The sequence below is a fragment of the Streptomyces sp. YKOK-I1 genome, assembly GCF_054660435.1.
The window spans coordinates 5,214,894-5,229,504 of the sequence record NZ_BAAGDR010000001.1; the positions used below are offsets into that span (position 1 = coordinate 5,214,894).

The 14,611-nt window shown below is 71.6% G+C and carries 11 protein-coding genes; 6 read left to right on the forward strand and 5 right to left on the reverse strand.

Annotated features, from left to right (window positions below; translation table 11 throughout):
- Positions 1-138: 138 nt before the first annotated feature.
- From ACYQ8Q_RS23170 to ACYQ8Q_RS23195, 6 genes are all read left to right on the forward strand, one after another.
- Positions 139-1,005, forward strand: coding sequence for a M24 family metallopeptidase (locus ACYQ8Q_RS23170; RefSeq protein WP_460067598.1), 867 nt, complete (start codon positions 139-141; stop codon positions 1,003-1,005).
- Positions 1,002-2,762, forward strand: a complete 1,761-nt coding sequence (locus ACYQ8Q_RS23175) for an SDR family oxidoreductase (RefSeq protein ID WP_460067599.1) — start codon at positions 1,002-1,004, stop codon at positions 2,760-2,762. The genes ACYQ8Q_RS23170 and ACYQ8Q_RS23175 overlap by 4 nt, the downstream gene beginning before the upstream one ends.
- A 185-nt stretch (positions 2,763-2,947) precedes the next feature.
- Positions 2,948-3,496 (forward strand): RNA 2'-phosphotransferase, encoded by a 549-nt coding sequence (locus ACYQ8Q_RS23180; protein WP_460067600.1) that lies wholly within the window; start codon positions 2,948-2,950, stop codon positions 3,494-3,496.
- Positions 3,497-3,514: 18 nt separating this feature from the next.
- Positions 3,515-3,958, forward strand: a complete 444-nt coding sequence (locus tag ACYQ8Q_RS23185; protein WP_460067601.1) for a hypothetical protein — start codon at positions 3,515-3,517, stop codon at positions 3,956-3,958.
- Between the two features lie 42 nt (positions 3,959-4,000).
- A complete protein-coding gene (locus ACYQ8Q_RS23190) occupies positions 4,001-4,903 on the forward strand; it encodes an LLM class flavin-dependent oxidoreductase (RefSeq protein WP_460067602.1) in 903 nt (300 codons plus the stop codon).
- A 91-nt stretch (positions 4,904-4,994) separates the two neighbouring features.
- On the forward strand, positions 4,995-5,882 hold the full coding sequence (locus ACYQ8Q_RS23195) for a Cof-type HAD-IIB family hydrolase (RefSeq protein ID WP_460067603.1): 888 nt from the start codon (positions 4,995-4,997) through the stop codon (positions 5,880-5,882).
- Positions 5,883-5,897: 15 nt separating this feature from the next.
- Here the strand turns inward: ACYQ8Q_RS23195 and ACYQ8Q_RS23200 are convergent, their stop codons facing one another.
- The 5 genes from ACYQ8Q_RS23200 to hisC form a co-directional block, all read right to left on the reverse strand.
- Positions 5,898-6,959, reverse strand: a complete 1,062-nt coding sequence (locus ACYQ8Q_RS23200; RefSeq protein WP_460067605.1) for a M23 family metallopeptidase — start codon at positions 6,957-6,959, stop codon at positions 5,898-5,900.
- A gap of 83 nt (positions 6,960-7,042) precedes the next feature.
- Entirely contained in the window at positions 7,043-10,540 is a 3,498-nt protein-coding gene (gene cydD, locus ACYQ8Q_RS23205; protein WP_460067606.1) for a thiol reductant ABC exporter subunit CydD, read from the reverse strand.
- Positions 10,541-10,552: 12 nt separating this feature from the next.
- Entirely contained in the window at positions 10,553-11,560 is a 1,008-nt protein-coding gene (gene cydB / locus ACYQ8Q_RS23210; RefSeq protein WP_460067607.1) for a cytochrome d ubiquinol oxidase subunit II, read from the reverse strand.
- Positions 11,561-11,580: 20 nt separating this feature from the next.
- Positions 11,581-13,089 carry a cytochrome ubiquinol oxidase subunit I gene (locus ACYQ8Q_RS23215; RefSeq protein WP_460067608.1) on the reverse strand — a complete coding sequence of 503 codons (1,509 nt, stop codon included), beginning with the start codon at positions 13,087-13,089 and terminating at the stop codon, positions 11,581-11,583.
- Between the two features lie 216 nt (positions 13,090-13,305).
- A complete protein-coding gene (hisC, locus tag ACYQ8Q_RS23220; RefSeq protein WP_460067609.1) occupies positions 13,306-14,385 on the reverse strand; it encodes a histidinol-phosphate transaminase in 1,080 nt (359 codons plus the stop codon).
- Positions 14,386-14,611 lie beyond the last annotated feature (226 nt).

Sequence of the window (14,611 nt, forward strand, 5' to 3'; positions counted from 1 at the left end):
TGTACGGGCCCGTAGGGGACGCCCTGCTTCAGAGTTACGGGGCAACCTATTGACGATTTATCTAACAACTGCCAGATTCGGCGTGGTCAAGTTACGGACACGTACCGCAGTCGGCGCGGACCGGTGGGACGAGGTGGCATGACGACGGCAGTGACGGGCGGACTCCCCGCCGAGCTGCGGGGGTTCAGACAGGTGCAGCGGCTCGCCTACGCGTGCGCGGAGGCGGTGGCGGCCCGGCTGGAGCCGGGGATCACGGAGCGCGAGGCGGCGCGGATGCAGCGGGAGTGGCTGCGCGAGCGGGGGGTGCGCGACTGGTTCCATCTGCCGTTCGCCTGGTTCGGGGACCGCACGGCCTTCGCGGGCTTCCGGATCCCGCTCCAGTTCTTCCCCACGGGCCGCCGGCTGGAGCCCGGGATGCCGTTCATCCTCGACCTGGCCCCCGTGTTTCAGGGGTATACGGCGGACATCGGCTACTCGGGCGCGCTCGGCGCCCACCCGGTGCAGGAGCGGCTCCTGGCCGATCTGGAGGCGCACCGGGAGCTGATCCTGCGTGAGGTGCGCGAGCGGCGGTCGCTGCGCGAGATCTACGCCGACGTCGACCGCCTCATGGTCCGCCAGGGGTACGCCAACCGGCATCGCGCGTACCCCTTCGGGGTGATCGCCCACAAGGTGGACCGGGTGCGCGAGCACCGTTTCCCGCCCCGGCTGTTCGGGTTCGGTACCCAGGCCCTGAGGGGGCTGGCGGCGGACGCGCTGCACGGGCACCGCGAGGGCTGGTCGCCCCTGTGGTCGCCGTACCGTTTCTCCGACCATCCGCCGCGGCCCGGGCTGTGGGCGGTGGAACCCCATCTCGGGTTCCGGGGCACGGGCGCCAAGTTCGAGGAGATCCTCGTGGTCACCGACTCCGCGGATCCCGAGGAGGGGGCCTTCTGGCTGGACGACGACGTGCCGCACGTGCGGCGCTGGGCGGAAGCGAAGACGGCGGGGAAGGCGGAGGGGAAGTGACGGTGCTCCAGGGCGCGCGCGAGCGGTGGGTGCGGACCGGCGGGACAGAGCTGTGCGTGGCCGAGCTGGGGGACCCCGGGCGGCCGGTGGTCGTGCTGGTGCACGGCTACCCGGACAGCAAGGAGGTGTGGTCCGAGGTCGCGGTCCGGCTGGCCGGCCGGTTCCATGTGGTGCTGTACGACGTCCGGGGCCACGGCCGTTCCAGCGCGCCGCGGCCGCTGCGGGGCGGGTTCACCCTGGAGAAGCTGACGGACGACTTCCTGGCGGTCGTGGACGCGGTCAGTCCGGACCGGCCGGTGCACCTGGTGGGGCACGACTGGGGTTCGGTGCAGTCCTGGGAGTTCGTGACCGTCGAGCGCACCAAGGGCCGGATCGCGTCGTTCACCTCGATGTCCGGGCCGTCCCTCGACCATTTCGGGCACTGGATCAACAAGCGCCTCAGCAGGCCCACTCCGCGCCGGGTCGGTCAACTCCTCGGCCAGGGCGCCAAGTCCTGGTACGTGTATCTGCTGCACACGCCCGCCCTGCCCGAACTCGCCTGGCGTGGACCGCTCGGCAGGCGCTGGCCCGCGATCCTGCGCCGGGTGGAGAACGTGCCGGGCGACGGCTATCCGACCTCGTCGCTGCCCTCGGACGCGGCCAACGGCGCCTGGCTGTACCGGGACAACGTACGGAGCCGGCTGAGGCGTCCGCGCCCCGACGCGCACGCGCACGTGCCCGTGCAGCTCATCACGCCGCTGGGCGACAAGTTCCTGTCGGAGCGGCTCTACGACGAACTGGAGCAGTGGGCTCCGCGGTTGACCCGGCGCACGCTTCCCGCGAAGCACTGGGTCCCGCGCACGCGCCCCGACCGGGTCGCCTCCTGGATCACGGAGTTCGTCGCGTCCGTCGAGGCCACGGGCGAACCGGAGCCGCAGGCCACCGGGCGCCATGCCGAGCGTTTCGGCGGGCAGTTGGTGCTGGTGACGGGCGCGGGCAGCGGCATCGGTCGGGCCACGGCGTTCGCGTTCGCGGAGGCCGGGGCACGGGTGATCGCAGTCGACCGGGACCCGGAGAGCGCGGTCCGCACCGCCGGCATGGCACGGCTGATCGGCGCTCCCGAGGCCTGGGCGGAGACCGTGGACGTCTCCGACGAACGGGAGATGGAGAAGCTCGCGGCCAAGGTGCACGCCGAGTACGGGGTGTTGGACGTGCTGGTGAACAACGCGGGGGTGGGGCTCTCGGGTTCGTTCTTCGACACCACCTCCGAGGACTGGCGCCGGGTGCTGGACGTCAACCTGTGGGGGGTCATCCACGGGTGTCGGCTCTTCGGCGGGCGGATGGCCGAGCGCGGTCAGGGCGGGCACATCGTCAACACCGCGTCCGCCGCCGCCTTTCAGCCGTCCAGAGCGCTGCCCGCCTACAGCACGTCCAAGGCCGCCGTGCTGATGCTGAGCGCCTGCCTGCGCGCCGAACTGGCCGGTCAGGGCATCGGTGTTACGGCGATCTGTCCCGGACTGGTGAACACCGGCATCACGGCCACGGCCACCTTCGTGGGCGTCGACGCGGAGGAGGAGAAGCGCCGCCAGAAACGGGCCACGCGCGCGTACGGGCTGCGCAACTACCCGCCGGAGAAGGTCGCGGACGCGATCCTGCGCGCCGTGGCGCGCAACGAGGCCGTGGTCCCGGTGACGCCGGAGGCGCGCGGGGCGCATGTTCTGTCGCGCTTCGCACCCAGGGTGTTGAGGGCGCTCGCCCGAGTGCGGCCGCCGGTGTGAGGCGACTTGGGCCGCCCTTCTCCACATCAGCTGTCCTCAGGGGCAGTTGGCGAAAGCTCCTGTGAGGACGGCCAGTTGTCCACAGAAACTCCAACTCGCCTGTGGATAACTACTGTTGGTTGTGGATCAAACCTCGGGCCTAAAAGAAAGTGCGTGATCCACGTCTCTCCCGTCATTGTGGAGGGATGGACGAAAGACGCACCGTGAAGGTGTCGAAGTACCTCTCCAAACATCTGCGCCACCAGCCCGAGCGCATCGGCCTCACCCTCGACGAGGCCGGCTGGGTCGAGATCGACGAGCTGATCGCGGCCTGCGCCGCGCACGGCTTCCGCTTCACCCGGGACGAGCTGGACCTTGTCGTCGACACCAACGACAAGAAGCGCTTCGCGATCGAGGGCAGCCGGATCCGCGCCAGCCAGGGCCACAGCATCGACGTGGAGCTCGGACTGCCCCCGGCGACCCCACCGCCGTACCTCTACCACGGGACCGTGGCCCGCTCCCTGGACGCGATCCGGGCCGAGGGACTGCGGCCGATGAACCGGCACGATGTGCATCTCTCCGCCGATCGTGAGACCGCGACCCGGGTCGGAGCCCGCCGGGGCCGCCCCGTCGTCCTGTCCGTGGACGCCGGAGCCATGCACCGCGACGGCCATGTGTTCCACCTCAGCGCGAACGGGGTGTGGCTGACGAAGGCCGTCCCGCCACGGTATCTGCGGTTCCCCGAGAAGCACTGACCCTGGATGATCGATGGTATGGACCATCTCCCCAGCACCGAAGCTGCTGTGACCGCCCTCCGGGTGATCGCCGAGGAGTACGCCCTCGACATCGAGGTCACCCATGACATCGGCGCCGACCAGACCTCCCGCCGCACCGCCGCGGGCTTCGGCGTCACCACCGACCCGGACGGCTCGCTGCCCCATGAGGCCTACGTCGAGCTGGGCGGTCGGCCCAGCGTGAGCGTGCAGCTCTACCCGGACGGCGACGCCCTGATCACCGTCGACGGCCTGGCCTGCCCCGACGTCGACCGCGACGACGTGCCCGCCTTCCTCCGCGCCCTCTACGAGGGCCACGCCTGGGTGAAGACCCGCCGTTTCCCGCCGGGCGCCTCGCTCATGGTGCCGCTGCCGGGTGACCGGGTGCACAAGGAGTTCATCTCCTTCGCCCTCAGTCCGTGGCTGTCCGGTCGCGTACGGTGACTGTTTCACGTGAAACACCGGCGTCCGCATACGCTCGATGACATGAGTCTGCGCCTGAGCACCGTGATCCTCCCGTACCGCCGCTGGAACGAAGGGGGCCGTTCGGCGTGGACGCGCGCCGAGCAGCTCGGTTTCCACACGGCCTACACCTACGACCATCTGTCCTGGCGCAGCTTCCGTGACGGCCCCTGGTTCGGCGCGGTCCCCACGCTCACCGCCGCCGCCGCCGTGACCGACCGGCTGCGGCTGGGCACCCTGGTGACCTCGCCCAACTTCCGGCATCCGGTGACCCTCGCCAAGGACCTGATCTCCCTCGACGACATCTCCGGCGGCCGGGTGACCCTCGGCATCGGCGCGGGCGGCACCGGCTTCGACGCCACCGCTCTCGGCCAGGAGCCGTGGACCCCGCGCGAGCGGGCCGACCGGTTCGCCGAGTTCGTGCCGCTGCTCGACCGGCTGCTCACCGAGGACTCCGTGTCCCACGAGGGCGCCTTCTACTCGGCGCACGAGGCACGCAACATCCCCGGCTGTGTCCAGCGTCCCCGGCTGCCCTTCGCGGTGGCGGCGACCGGACCGCGCGGACTGCGGCTCGCGGCCCGGCACGGTCAGGCGTGGGTGACCACCGGCGACCCCAAGCTGTATGAGAACGGCACCCCTGAGCAGTCGGTTCAGGCCATTCGCGCTCAGGTCGGGAAACTGGCCGAGGTATGCGCCGCCGAAGGCCGGGACGTGAACGGGCTGGAGAAGATCCTGCTCACCGGGTTCACCCCGGACCGCGGCCGCCCGCTGGAATCCCTGGACGCCTTCGTCGACTTCGCGGGACGGCACCAGGAGCTCGGCTTCACCGAGCTGGTGCTCCACTGGCCCATCCCGGACTCCGACTTCGCCTCGGACGAGAAGGTCTTCGAGCAGATCGCCATGGAGGCGCCGGCCCAACTCGGCTGACGCCGACGGCCGGTCGCCGACCGCGAGGACCGGCCGCCTGAGCCCTTCCTGTGTCTCATGTGTGCGAGCTCTCGCACGGCCGTGCGGGCATATGCGCGAGAATGGCCGGGTGACCTCAGCGACTCGACAGCCCGAGACCCCGGCCCCCGCCCTCCCGCCGCGGCTGATCGCCACCGATCTCGACGGCACGCTGCTGCGCGACGACAAGTCGGTGTCCCCGCGCACGGTCGACGCCCTCGCCGCCGCCGAGGAAGCGGGCATCGAGGTCTTCTTCGTCACCGGCCGCCCCGCCCGCTGGATGGACGTCGTCAGCGAGCACGTCCACGGCCACGGCCTCGCGATCTGCGGGAACGGCGCCGCCGTGGTCGATCTGCACGGCGGCCCCGGCACCCACCGGTTCGTGAAGGTGCGCGAGCTGGAGCGGAACAACGCGCTGGACGCCGTACGGCTGCTGCGCGACGCGGCGCCCGGCACGATGTACGCGATCGAGCAGACGTACGGCTTCCACCAGGAGCCGGAGTACCCGAAGATGCACATGGAGGTCCCGGACCGTCTCGCGCCCGCCGAGGAGCTGCTGGCGCCGGACGGCCTCGCCGCCGCTGAGCCGGTGCTGAAGATCCTCGCGTTCCACCCCACGCTCGACCCGGACGCCTTCCTCACCCTGGCCCGCCTCGCCATCGGCGACCGCGCCAACGTCACCCGGTCCAGCCCCAGCGCCCTGCTGGAGATCAGCGGCCCGGACGTCTCCAAGGCCAGCACGCTCGCCCTGTGCTGTGCCGAGCGCGGGATCTCGCACGAGGAGGTCGTCGCGTTCGGGGACATGCCCAACGACGTCGAGATGCTGACCTGGGCGGGCCGCTCGTACGCCATGGGCAACGCGCACCCGGACGTGATCGCCGCCGCCTCCGGGCAGACGGTCGCCAACAACGAGGACGGGGTCGCCGTGGTCATCGAGCGGCTGATCGCCGAGCGGCGGTAGGCGGCCCACGTCCTCCTAGGCGACCGGCACACCGCGTTCCGCCAGCCACGGCACCGGGTCGACCGACGAGCCCAGCTCGGGCGTGACCCGTACCTCGAAGTGCAGATGCGGTCCGGTGGAGTTGCCGGAGGTGCCGGACTGGCCGATCCACTGCCCGGCCGTCACCCGGTCCCCCTGGTCCACCGTCACGGCGGCGAGATGGGCGTACTGGGTGCAGTAGCCGTCGGCATGCCGGATCACCACCTGGATGCCGAACGCACCCCCGCACGCCACCCGCACCACGCGCCCCGCGCCGACCGCCCGCACCGGCGTCCCGATCGGCACCGCGAAGTCCTGACCGGTGTGCCGGTTCACCCAGCGGTCACCGCCGCTGCCGAAGCCCGCCGACAGGGTGTACGTCTCCACCGGGGTGACCCACGCGCCCATGACCCGCGCGGGCGGCTGGTCGAGCCGTACGGCACCACGGCACGCGCCCGCGGCCACCGAGGCGTCCGCCTGCCCCTGCAGCTCCCACCGCGCCTGCTCCAGCTTGTCCTCGATGCCCTGCTTCAGGCCGGCGAGCTCGACCCGTCTGCGCTCGACCTCCTGCCAGACCGCGACGGCCCGCGCCTCGTCGGCGGCCAGCCGGGTCTCGGCCCGGCGGCTCTTCTCCAGCGCGTTGTCAACGGCCAGATTCGCCTGGGAGAACAGGTGCTGACCGCGCATCAGCCGCTCCGGGTCGGCCGCCAGCAGCATCTGCGCGACGACCGGGAGCCCGCCCCCGTCGCGGTACTGGGCGCGCGCGATACGGCCCAGATCCTCGCGCAGCACCGCGGTCTCCCGCCGTTCCCGGCCGAGGAGTTCCTCCAGCCGCCGGACCTCGGCCTGCTTCGCGTCCGCCGCGCGCCGCCCCGTCTCGTACCGCCGGGTGGCCGCGGCCGCGTCCTCGTACAGCCGCGCCACCCGCGTACTGAGTCCGGAGTCCGCGCCGGCCCCGTCGCCGGGCTCCCCGTCGGCGGCCATGGGGCGGGCCGCGAGCAGGGCCGCCCCGCAGAGCAGGACCACGACGAGCCGGGAACGACGGCGAAGTGAGCGCATGTCAGCGATCGTGACCCGGCCGGCGGCCCCGGTCCTGTCGGAGGCGTACGCCCGGGGGACACCTCACCCCCGATGGCTCAACCCTACGGCTGCGCGGCCACGAGCAGGTCCGCCGCCGCCTCCCGCTCGACCATCGCGCGCAACGGTCCCTCCACGGCCGCCAGTTCCGCGTACGTGCCGCGCTGGACGATCCGGCCCGCGTCGAGGACGACCACCTCGTCCACCGCCCCGAGACCGGCCAGCCGGTGGGTGATGAGCAGGGTGGTACGGCCCTCGGTCGCGGCGAGCAGATCCGCGGTGAGCGCGTCGGCGGTCGGCAGGTCGAGGTGCTCGGCGGGCTCGTCGAGCACCAGCACCGGGAAGTCGGCGAGCAGCGCCCGGGCCAGCGCCAGACGCTGCCGCTGACCGCCGGAGAGCCGGGCCCCGTGCTCGCCGACGAGGGTGTCGAGCCCGTCGGGCAGTCCGTCCGCCCACTCCAGCAGCCGGGCCCGCGCCAGCGCGTCCCGCAGTTCTTCCTCGCTCGCGCCCTTCCGCGCCAGCAGCAGGTTCTCGCGCACCGAGCTGTCGAAGAGATGCGCGTCCTGGGCGCACAGCCCGACCAGACGGCGTACGTCGTCGCCGTCCAGGGCGGCGGCGTCCACCCCGCCGAGGGTGTACGAGGAGCCCGCACCGGCGTCCAGGAAGCGCAGCAGCACCTGGGCGAGAGTCGTCTTGCCGGAGCCGGAGGGGCCCACCACGGCGATCCGGTGCCCCTGTCCCAGCGTGAGGTCGACCCCGGCGAGCGCGTCCCGGTCCTGCCCGGCGTGCCGGGCGGTCAGCCCCCGGACGGTGAGCGGGAACGGCGTCGTGGGCGCCTGCCGGGGCCGCTCCGGCTCGCGCACCGGGTCGGGGGAGTCCAGCACCTCGTACACCCGCTCGGCGCTCCTGCGGACCCGCTGGCGGTACTGCACGGCGAGCGGCAGCCCCAGGACGGCCTCGAAGGCGGCCAGCGGGGTCAGCACCACCACCGCCATGGTCACGCCGTCCAGCCGCCCGGCGGCGACCGCCTGGGCGCCCACGAGCGCCGCCGCGGCCACGGTCAGTCCGGAGACGAGCGCGGTCAGGCCGTCGCCCAGGGCGGTGGCCGTGGCGGCCCGCGAGGCGATCCGGGTGAGCACACCGTCGGCGGCCCGCACCTCGGCCCGGCGGGCGGGCAGGGCGCCCGCGACGGTCAGTTCGGCGGTGCCGGTGAGCAGGTCGGCGGTACGGGTGGCGAGCACGCCCCGGGCGGGGGCCAGCCGGCGTTCGGCCCGGCGGGCCACCGCGCCGGTGATCAGCGGGACGCCCACCCCGGCCGCGAGCAGCCCGGCGGCGAGCACCGCGCCCGCCTCCGGCAGCAGCCATGCCGTGAACGCCACCGACCCGGCCGACACGACGGCGGCGGCAGCGGCAGGCAGCAGCCAGCGCAGCCAGTAGTCCTGGAGGGCGTCCACGTCTGCGACCAGCCGGGTCAGCAGGTCGCCCCGCCGGGTCGTGCGCAGCCCGGCGGGCGCCAGCCGCTCCAGGCGGCGGAACACCGCGACCCGGGTGTCGGCGAGCATCCGCAGCACGGCGTCGTGCGACACCAGCCGCTCCGCGTACCGGAACACCGCCCGGCCGATGCCGAAGGCGCGGGTCGCCGTCACCGCCACCATCAGATAGAGCACCGGCGGCTGCTGTGAGGCCCGCGAGATGAGCCACCCGGACGTGGCCATCAGCCCGACGGCGCTGCCGAGCGCCAGAGCACCCAGCAGCAGCGCGAGGGCGAGCCGGCCGCGGCGGGCGCCCGCCATGCCCCGGATCCGGGCGAGCACGCTGTGCTGGGAGGCGGCGGGAGGGGTCTCGGCGGCGGCCGGGGTGCCGGAGGCCGGCGCCTCCGGCGGGGCGGGGGCCGCCGTGACGGCTGCCGCGGACCGGCGGGGGCCGGGGTCGGCCGGCTCCGCCAGCCGGACGATCCGGTCCGCCACGCCCAGCAGCGCAGGCCGGTGCACCACCAGGAGGACCGTCCGGCCGGCCGCCAGCCGCCGTACGGCCGTCACGATCTCCGCCTCCGTCGCGCCGTCGAGCGCCGCCGTCGGCTCGTCGAGCAGCAGGACGGGACGGTCGGCGAGGAAGGCACGGGCCAGGGCGAGTCGCTGGCGCTGACCCGCGGACAGGCCGCTGCCGTCCTCGCCCAGGACGGTGTCCGGACCCTCGGGCAGCGCGGTCACGAAGTCCAGCGCCCCCGCGTCCGCCAGCGCCCGCCGTACGGCCGCCTCGTCGGCGTCGGGACGCGCCAGCCGTACGTTCTCCGCGATCGTCCCGGCGTACAGGTGGGGGCGCTGCGGTACCCACGCGATCCGTGACCGCCACTGCTCCGGGTCGAGGTCGGCGAGATCGACTCCCCCGATCCGCACCCGGCCTCCGGTGGGCCGTACGAAGCCCAGCAGGGTGTGCAGCAGGGTCGACTTGCCCGCGCCGCTCGGGCCGACCAGCGCGACGGTCTCCCCCGGTGCGACGGTGAACGACACCTCGGAGAGGGCGTCGGCCGCGCGGCCCGGGTAGCGGACGGTCACGTTCTCGAAGGCCAGCGGGCCCTGAGGGACCTCGGTCGTGCCGGGGGCCGGGACCGGCGTCTCCAGCACGGCGAAGATCTCCTCGGCGGCCGCGAGCCCCTCGGCGGCCGCGTGGTACTGCGCGCCGACCTGCCGCAGCGGCAGATACGCCTCGGGCGCGAGGATCAGGATGACCAGGCCGATGTACAGGTCCATCTCGCCGTGCACGAGCCGCATGCCGATCGTCACGGCGACCAGGGCCACCGAGAGGGTCGCCAGCAGCTCCAGCGCGAAGGACGAGATGAAGGCGATCCGCAGGGTCCGCATGGTCGCCCGGCGGTACTCGCCGGTGATCCGCCGGATGGACTCGGCCTGTGCCTTGGCCCGCCCGAACACCTTCAGCGTCGGCAGCCCCGCGACCACGTCCAGGAAGTGCCCGGACAGCCGGGACAGCAGCCGCCACTGACGGTCCATCCGGGACTGGGTGGCCCAGCCGATCAGCACCATGAAGACCGGGATCAGCGGAAGGGTGCCGACGACGATGGCCGCCGACACCCAGTCCTCGGTGACGATCCGCGCCAGCACCGCGACCGGCACGACCACCGCGAGCCCCAGCTGGGGGAGGTAGCGCGCGAAGTAGTCGTCGAGGGCGTCGACCCCCCGGGTGGCCAGGGCGACCAGGGAGCCGGTGCGCTGTCCGTCCAGCCAGCCGGGACCGAGCGCGGTGGCCCGCTCCAGGAGCCGCCCCCGCAGCTCCGACTTCACCGCCGCGCTCGCCCGGTGGGCGGCGAGTTCGGTGAGCCAGGAGACCAGGGCACGGCCGGCCGCGACCGCCGCCAGCAGCAGCAGGGGGGTGCGCAGTACGGAGACGCCCAGCCCGTGCTGGAACGCACCGACCACCACCTCGGCGATGAGCATCGCCTGGGCGATGACCAGGAGCGCTCCTGCGGCGCCCAGGCCGATCACGGCCATCAGGAAGAACCGGGTGGCCCGGGCGTGACGGAGGAGACGCGGATCGATCGGTTTCACGTGAAACACACCTCAGTGGGCGACATCGGCGGCGATGTGCTGGGTACCGATCCGCTTGCGGAAGACCCAGTAGGTCCAGCTCTGGTAGAGCAGGACGAGCGGGGTGGCGACCCCCGCGCACCAGGTCATGATCTTCAGGGTGTACGGGCTGGACGAGGCGTTGGTGACCGTGAGGCTCCAGTCCTCGTTCAGGCTGGACGGCATGACGTTCGGGAAGAGCGTCAGGAAGAGCATGGCCACGGCGGCCACGATGGTGACGCCGGAGAAGGCGAACGACCAGCCCTCGCGCCCGGCCTGGTTGGCCACGAGCGCGGCGACCAGGGCGGCGACCGCGACGACCAGCGCGACCAGGCTCTTGGCGTCACCGCTGTCGACCTGGGTCCACAGCAGGAAGACCAGCGCGACCACGGCCGTGACGAGACCGACGTACAGCGCCAGCTTCCGGGCCCGCTCCCGGATCTCGCCGACGGTCTTGAGGGCGGTGAAGACCGCCCCGTGAAAGGTGAACAGCGTCAGGGTCACCAGACCGCCGAGGAGCGCGTACGGGTTGAGCAGGTCCCCGAAGGTCCCGACGTACTCGAAGTGCCGGTCGATCTTCACGCCGTGCACGATGTTGCCGAAGGCCACACCCCACAGGAACGCCGGGAGCAGCGAGGTCCAGAAGATCGCGGTCTCCCAGTTGCGCTGCCAGTTCTCCTCCGGCCGCTTCGCCCGGTACTCGAAGGCGACGCCCCGGACGATCAGGCAGACCAGGATGAGCAGCAGGGGCAGGTAGAAGCCGGAGAAGAGCGTGGCGTACCACTCGGGGAAGGCGGCGAAGGTGGCGCCGCCGGCCGTGAGCAGCCATACCTCGTTGCCGTCCCAGACGGGGCCGATGGTGTTGATCAGCACCCGCTTCTCGGGCCGGTCGCGGGCCAGCAGCTTGGTGAGGATCCCGACTCCGAAGTCGAAGCCCTCCAGGAAGAAGTAGCCGGTCCACAGGACGGCGATCAGGACGAACCAGACGTCGTGCAGTTCCATGACTGTGCAGCTCCCTCGGCCTAGTAGGAGAAGGCCATCGGCTTGTCGGCGTCACGGGAGTCGCCGCCGATCTTCGTGGGCGGGTTCAGGTCGGCCTCGGTGAGCTCGGGCGGACCGGCCTTCACGTACTTCAGCAGCAGCTTGACCTCGACGACGGCGAGGACGGCGTACAGGGCCGTGAAGACGATCATCGAGGTGAGGACCTCGGCCTGGGAGACTCCGGGGGAGACCGCGTCGCGGGTCTGCAGGACGCCGTAGACGACCCAGGGCTGGCGGCCCATCTCGGTGAAGATCCAGCCCCAGGAATTGGCGATCAGCGGGAAGCCGAGGGTCCAGATCGCGACCAGCCAGTACAGCTTGGCGATCCTGGGGCTGAGGGCCTTGTTCCGGAAGAGGACGAGGTGGGGCACCTCGTCGTCACCGACCCGCAGGTGCTGCGGCAGCAGGAACTTCTTGCGGGTGAGCCAGAGTCCGGCGAGACCGATGGTGAACGACGCCATGCCGAAGCCGATCATCCAGCGGAAACCCCAGTAGGCGACGGGGATGTTGGGCCGGTAGTCACCGGGCCCGTACTTCTCCTGCTCGGCCTTGTTGACGTCGTTGATGCCGGGGACGCGCGAGGTGAAGTCGTCGTTCGCGAGGAAGGAGAGCAGGCCGGGGATCTCTATGGCGACCTTGTTGTGCCCCTTCTCGACATCGCCGTAGGCGAAGACCGAGAACGGCGCGGGCGCCTCACCGTCCCACAGCGCCTCCGCGGCGGCCATCTTCATCGGCTGCTGCTTGAACATCACCTTGCCGAGGACATCGCCGCTGACCGCGGTGAGCAGTCCGGCGATGACGACGGTGACCAGGCCCAGCCGCAGCGAGGTCTTCATCACGGTGACGTGCTTCTTGCGGAAGAGGTGGAAGGCGGCGATGCCGACCATGAAGGCGCCACCGGTCAGGAAGGCCGCCGACAGGGTGTGGAAGACCTGGCTGAGCGCGGTGTTCTGGGTCAGCACGGCCCAGAAGTCGGTCAGCTCGGCACGGCCCTTCGCCTTGTTGATCCGGTAGCCGACCGGGTGCTGCATCCAGGAGTTGGCCGCGAGGATGAAGTAGGCCGACAGGATCGTGCCGATCGAGACCATCCAGATGCAGGCCAGGTGGATCTTCTTCGGCAGCTTGTCCCAACCGAAGATCCACAGCCCGATGAAGGTGGACTCGAAGAAGAAGGCGATCAGGGCCTCGAAGGCCAGCGGGGCGCCGAAGACATCGCCGACGAACCGCGAGTAGTCGGACCAGTTCATGCCGAACTGGAACTCCTGCACGATGCCGGTGACGACACCCATCGCGATGTTGATCAGGAAGAGTTTGCCCCAGAACTTGGTCGCCCTGAGGTACTTCTCCTTCTCCGTGCGCACCCAGGCGGTCTGGAGCCCCGCGGTGAGCGCCGCGAGGGAGATGGTCAGGGGCACGAACAGGAAGTGATAGACGGTCGTGATGCCGAACTGCCAGCGCGCCAGGGTCTCCGGCGCCAAAGCCAGGTCCACGTCGCCGCTCCTTACCTCACAGGCTTGTGGAACATGCGCTCAGCGAGCGCTTGTGAAAGCGTTCACATTCACAAGCAATTATGACGCATAGCCGTTCGACACCACAGAGGCGGGGGGTCCCCTTGCGCACCCAGGGGGTCCCGCCGGTGTGGACCACTCGGCCCATGGCCGAAAACGAGCGCCTCGGTTCCACGTGAAACCGAGGCGCCTTGTGGACTACAGCCCCTTGCGGAAGCCCTCCGCCGCCTTCAGGAAGATGTCGTTCGCCTCGGGCTCGCCAACCGTCACCCGGACACCCTCTCCGGGGAACGGCCGGACCACGACCCCGTGCTGCTCACAGTCCGCCGCGAACGCCGCCGTGCGCTCCCCCAGCCGCAGCCACACGAAGTTGGCCTGGCTCTCGGGCACCGTCCAGCCCTGGGCGCGCAGCCCGTCGACCACCCGGGCGCGCTCGCCCACCAGCGAGCCGACCCGGCCGAACAGCTCGTCCTCGGCGCGCAGCGAGGCGACCGCCGCCTCCTGCGCCAGCTGGCTCACCCCGAACGGCACCGCCGTCTTGCGCAGCGCCTCCGCCACCGGCTCGTGCGCGATCGCGAAGCCCACCCGCAGACCGGCGAGACCGTAGGCCTTCGAGAACGTCCGCAGGACGCAGACGTTCGGCCGGTTCCGGTACAGCTCGACGCCGTCCGGCACCGCGGGGTCGCGGATGAACTCCCGGTAGGCCTCGTCGAGGACGACCAGCACATCGCCCGGCACCCGGTCGAGGAACCGTTCCAGCTCGGCCCGGCGGACGACCGTGCCGGTGGGGTTGTTGGGGTTGCAGACGAAGATCAGCCGGGTCCGCCCGGTGATCGCGTCGGCCATCGCGTCCAGGTCGTGCACATCCCCGTCGGTGAGCGGCACCTGCACCGCGGTCGCCCCGCTGATCCGGGTGATGATCGGGTACGCCTCGAAGGAGCGCCAGGCGTAGATCACCTCGTCGCCGGGGCCCGCCGTCGACTGCACCAGCTGCTGGGCGACGCCGACCGAGCCGGTGCCGGTGGCGATGTGGGAGGCGGGCACGCCGAAGCAGCCGGAGATCTCCTCCACCAGGGCCGTGCACGCCAGGTCCGGGTAGCGGTTGAAGTTGGCGGCGGCGGCCGTCACGGCCTCCATCACCCCGGGCAGCGGCGGGTAGGGGTTCTCGTTGGAGGACAGCTTGTAGGCCACGGGACCGCCGGCCGCGGCGGGCTTGCCCGGCTTGTAGGTGGGAATCCCCTCCAGCTCGGCACGCAGCTTGGGGCTCGTCTCGCTCACCGCAGTCCTCCTCGTGACCACCACCGGCTCCCGGCTTCAATACTGCACACCTTATGAGGATTCAGTGCGCGTGCGTACAGGTGCGCAGGGATCTCCGCGACCTCTGCGGACGAAGCCGTACGAAGGCGTACACGCCAGGGGGCGCGCCATACATATATCTATGCGCCGGTGGCTCACGCCGTGGCGCGCATCCCTCGTGCAGGTGAGTTGAGACCTCTTCGAAACA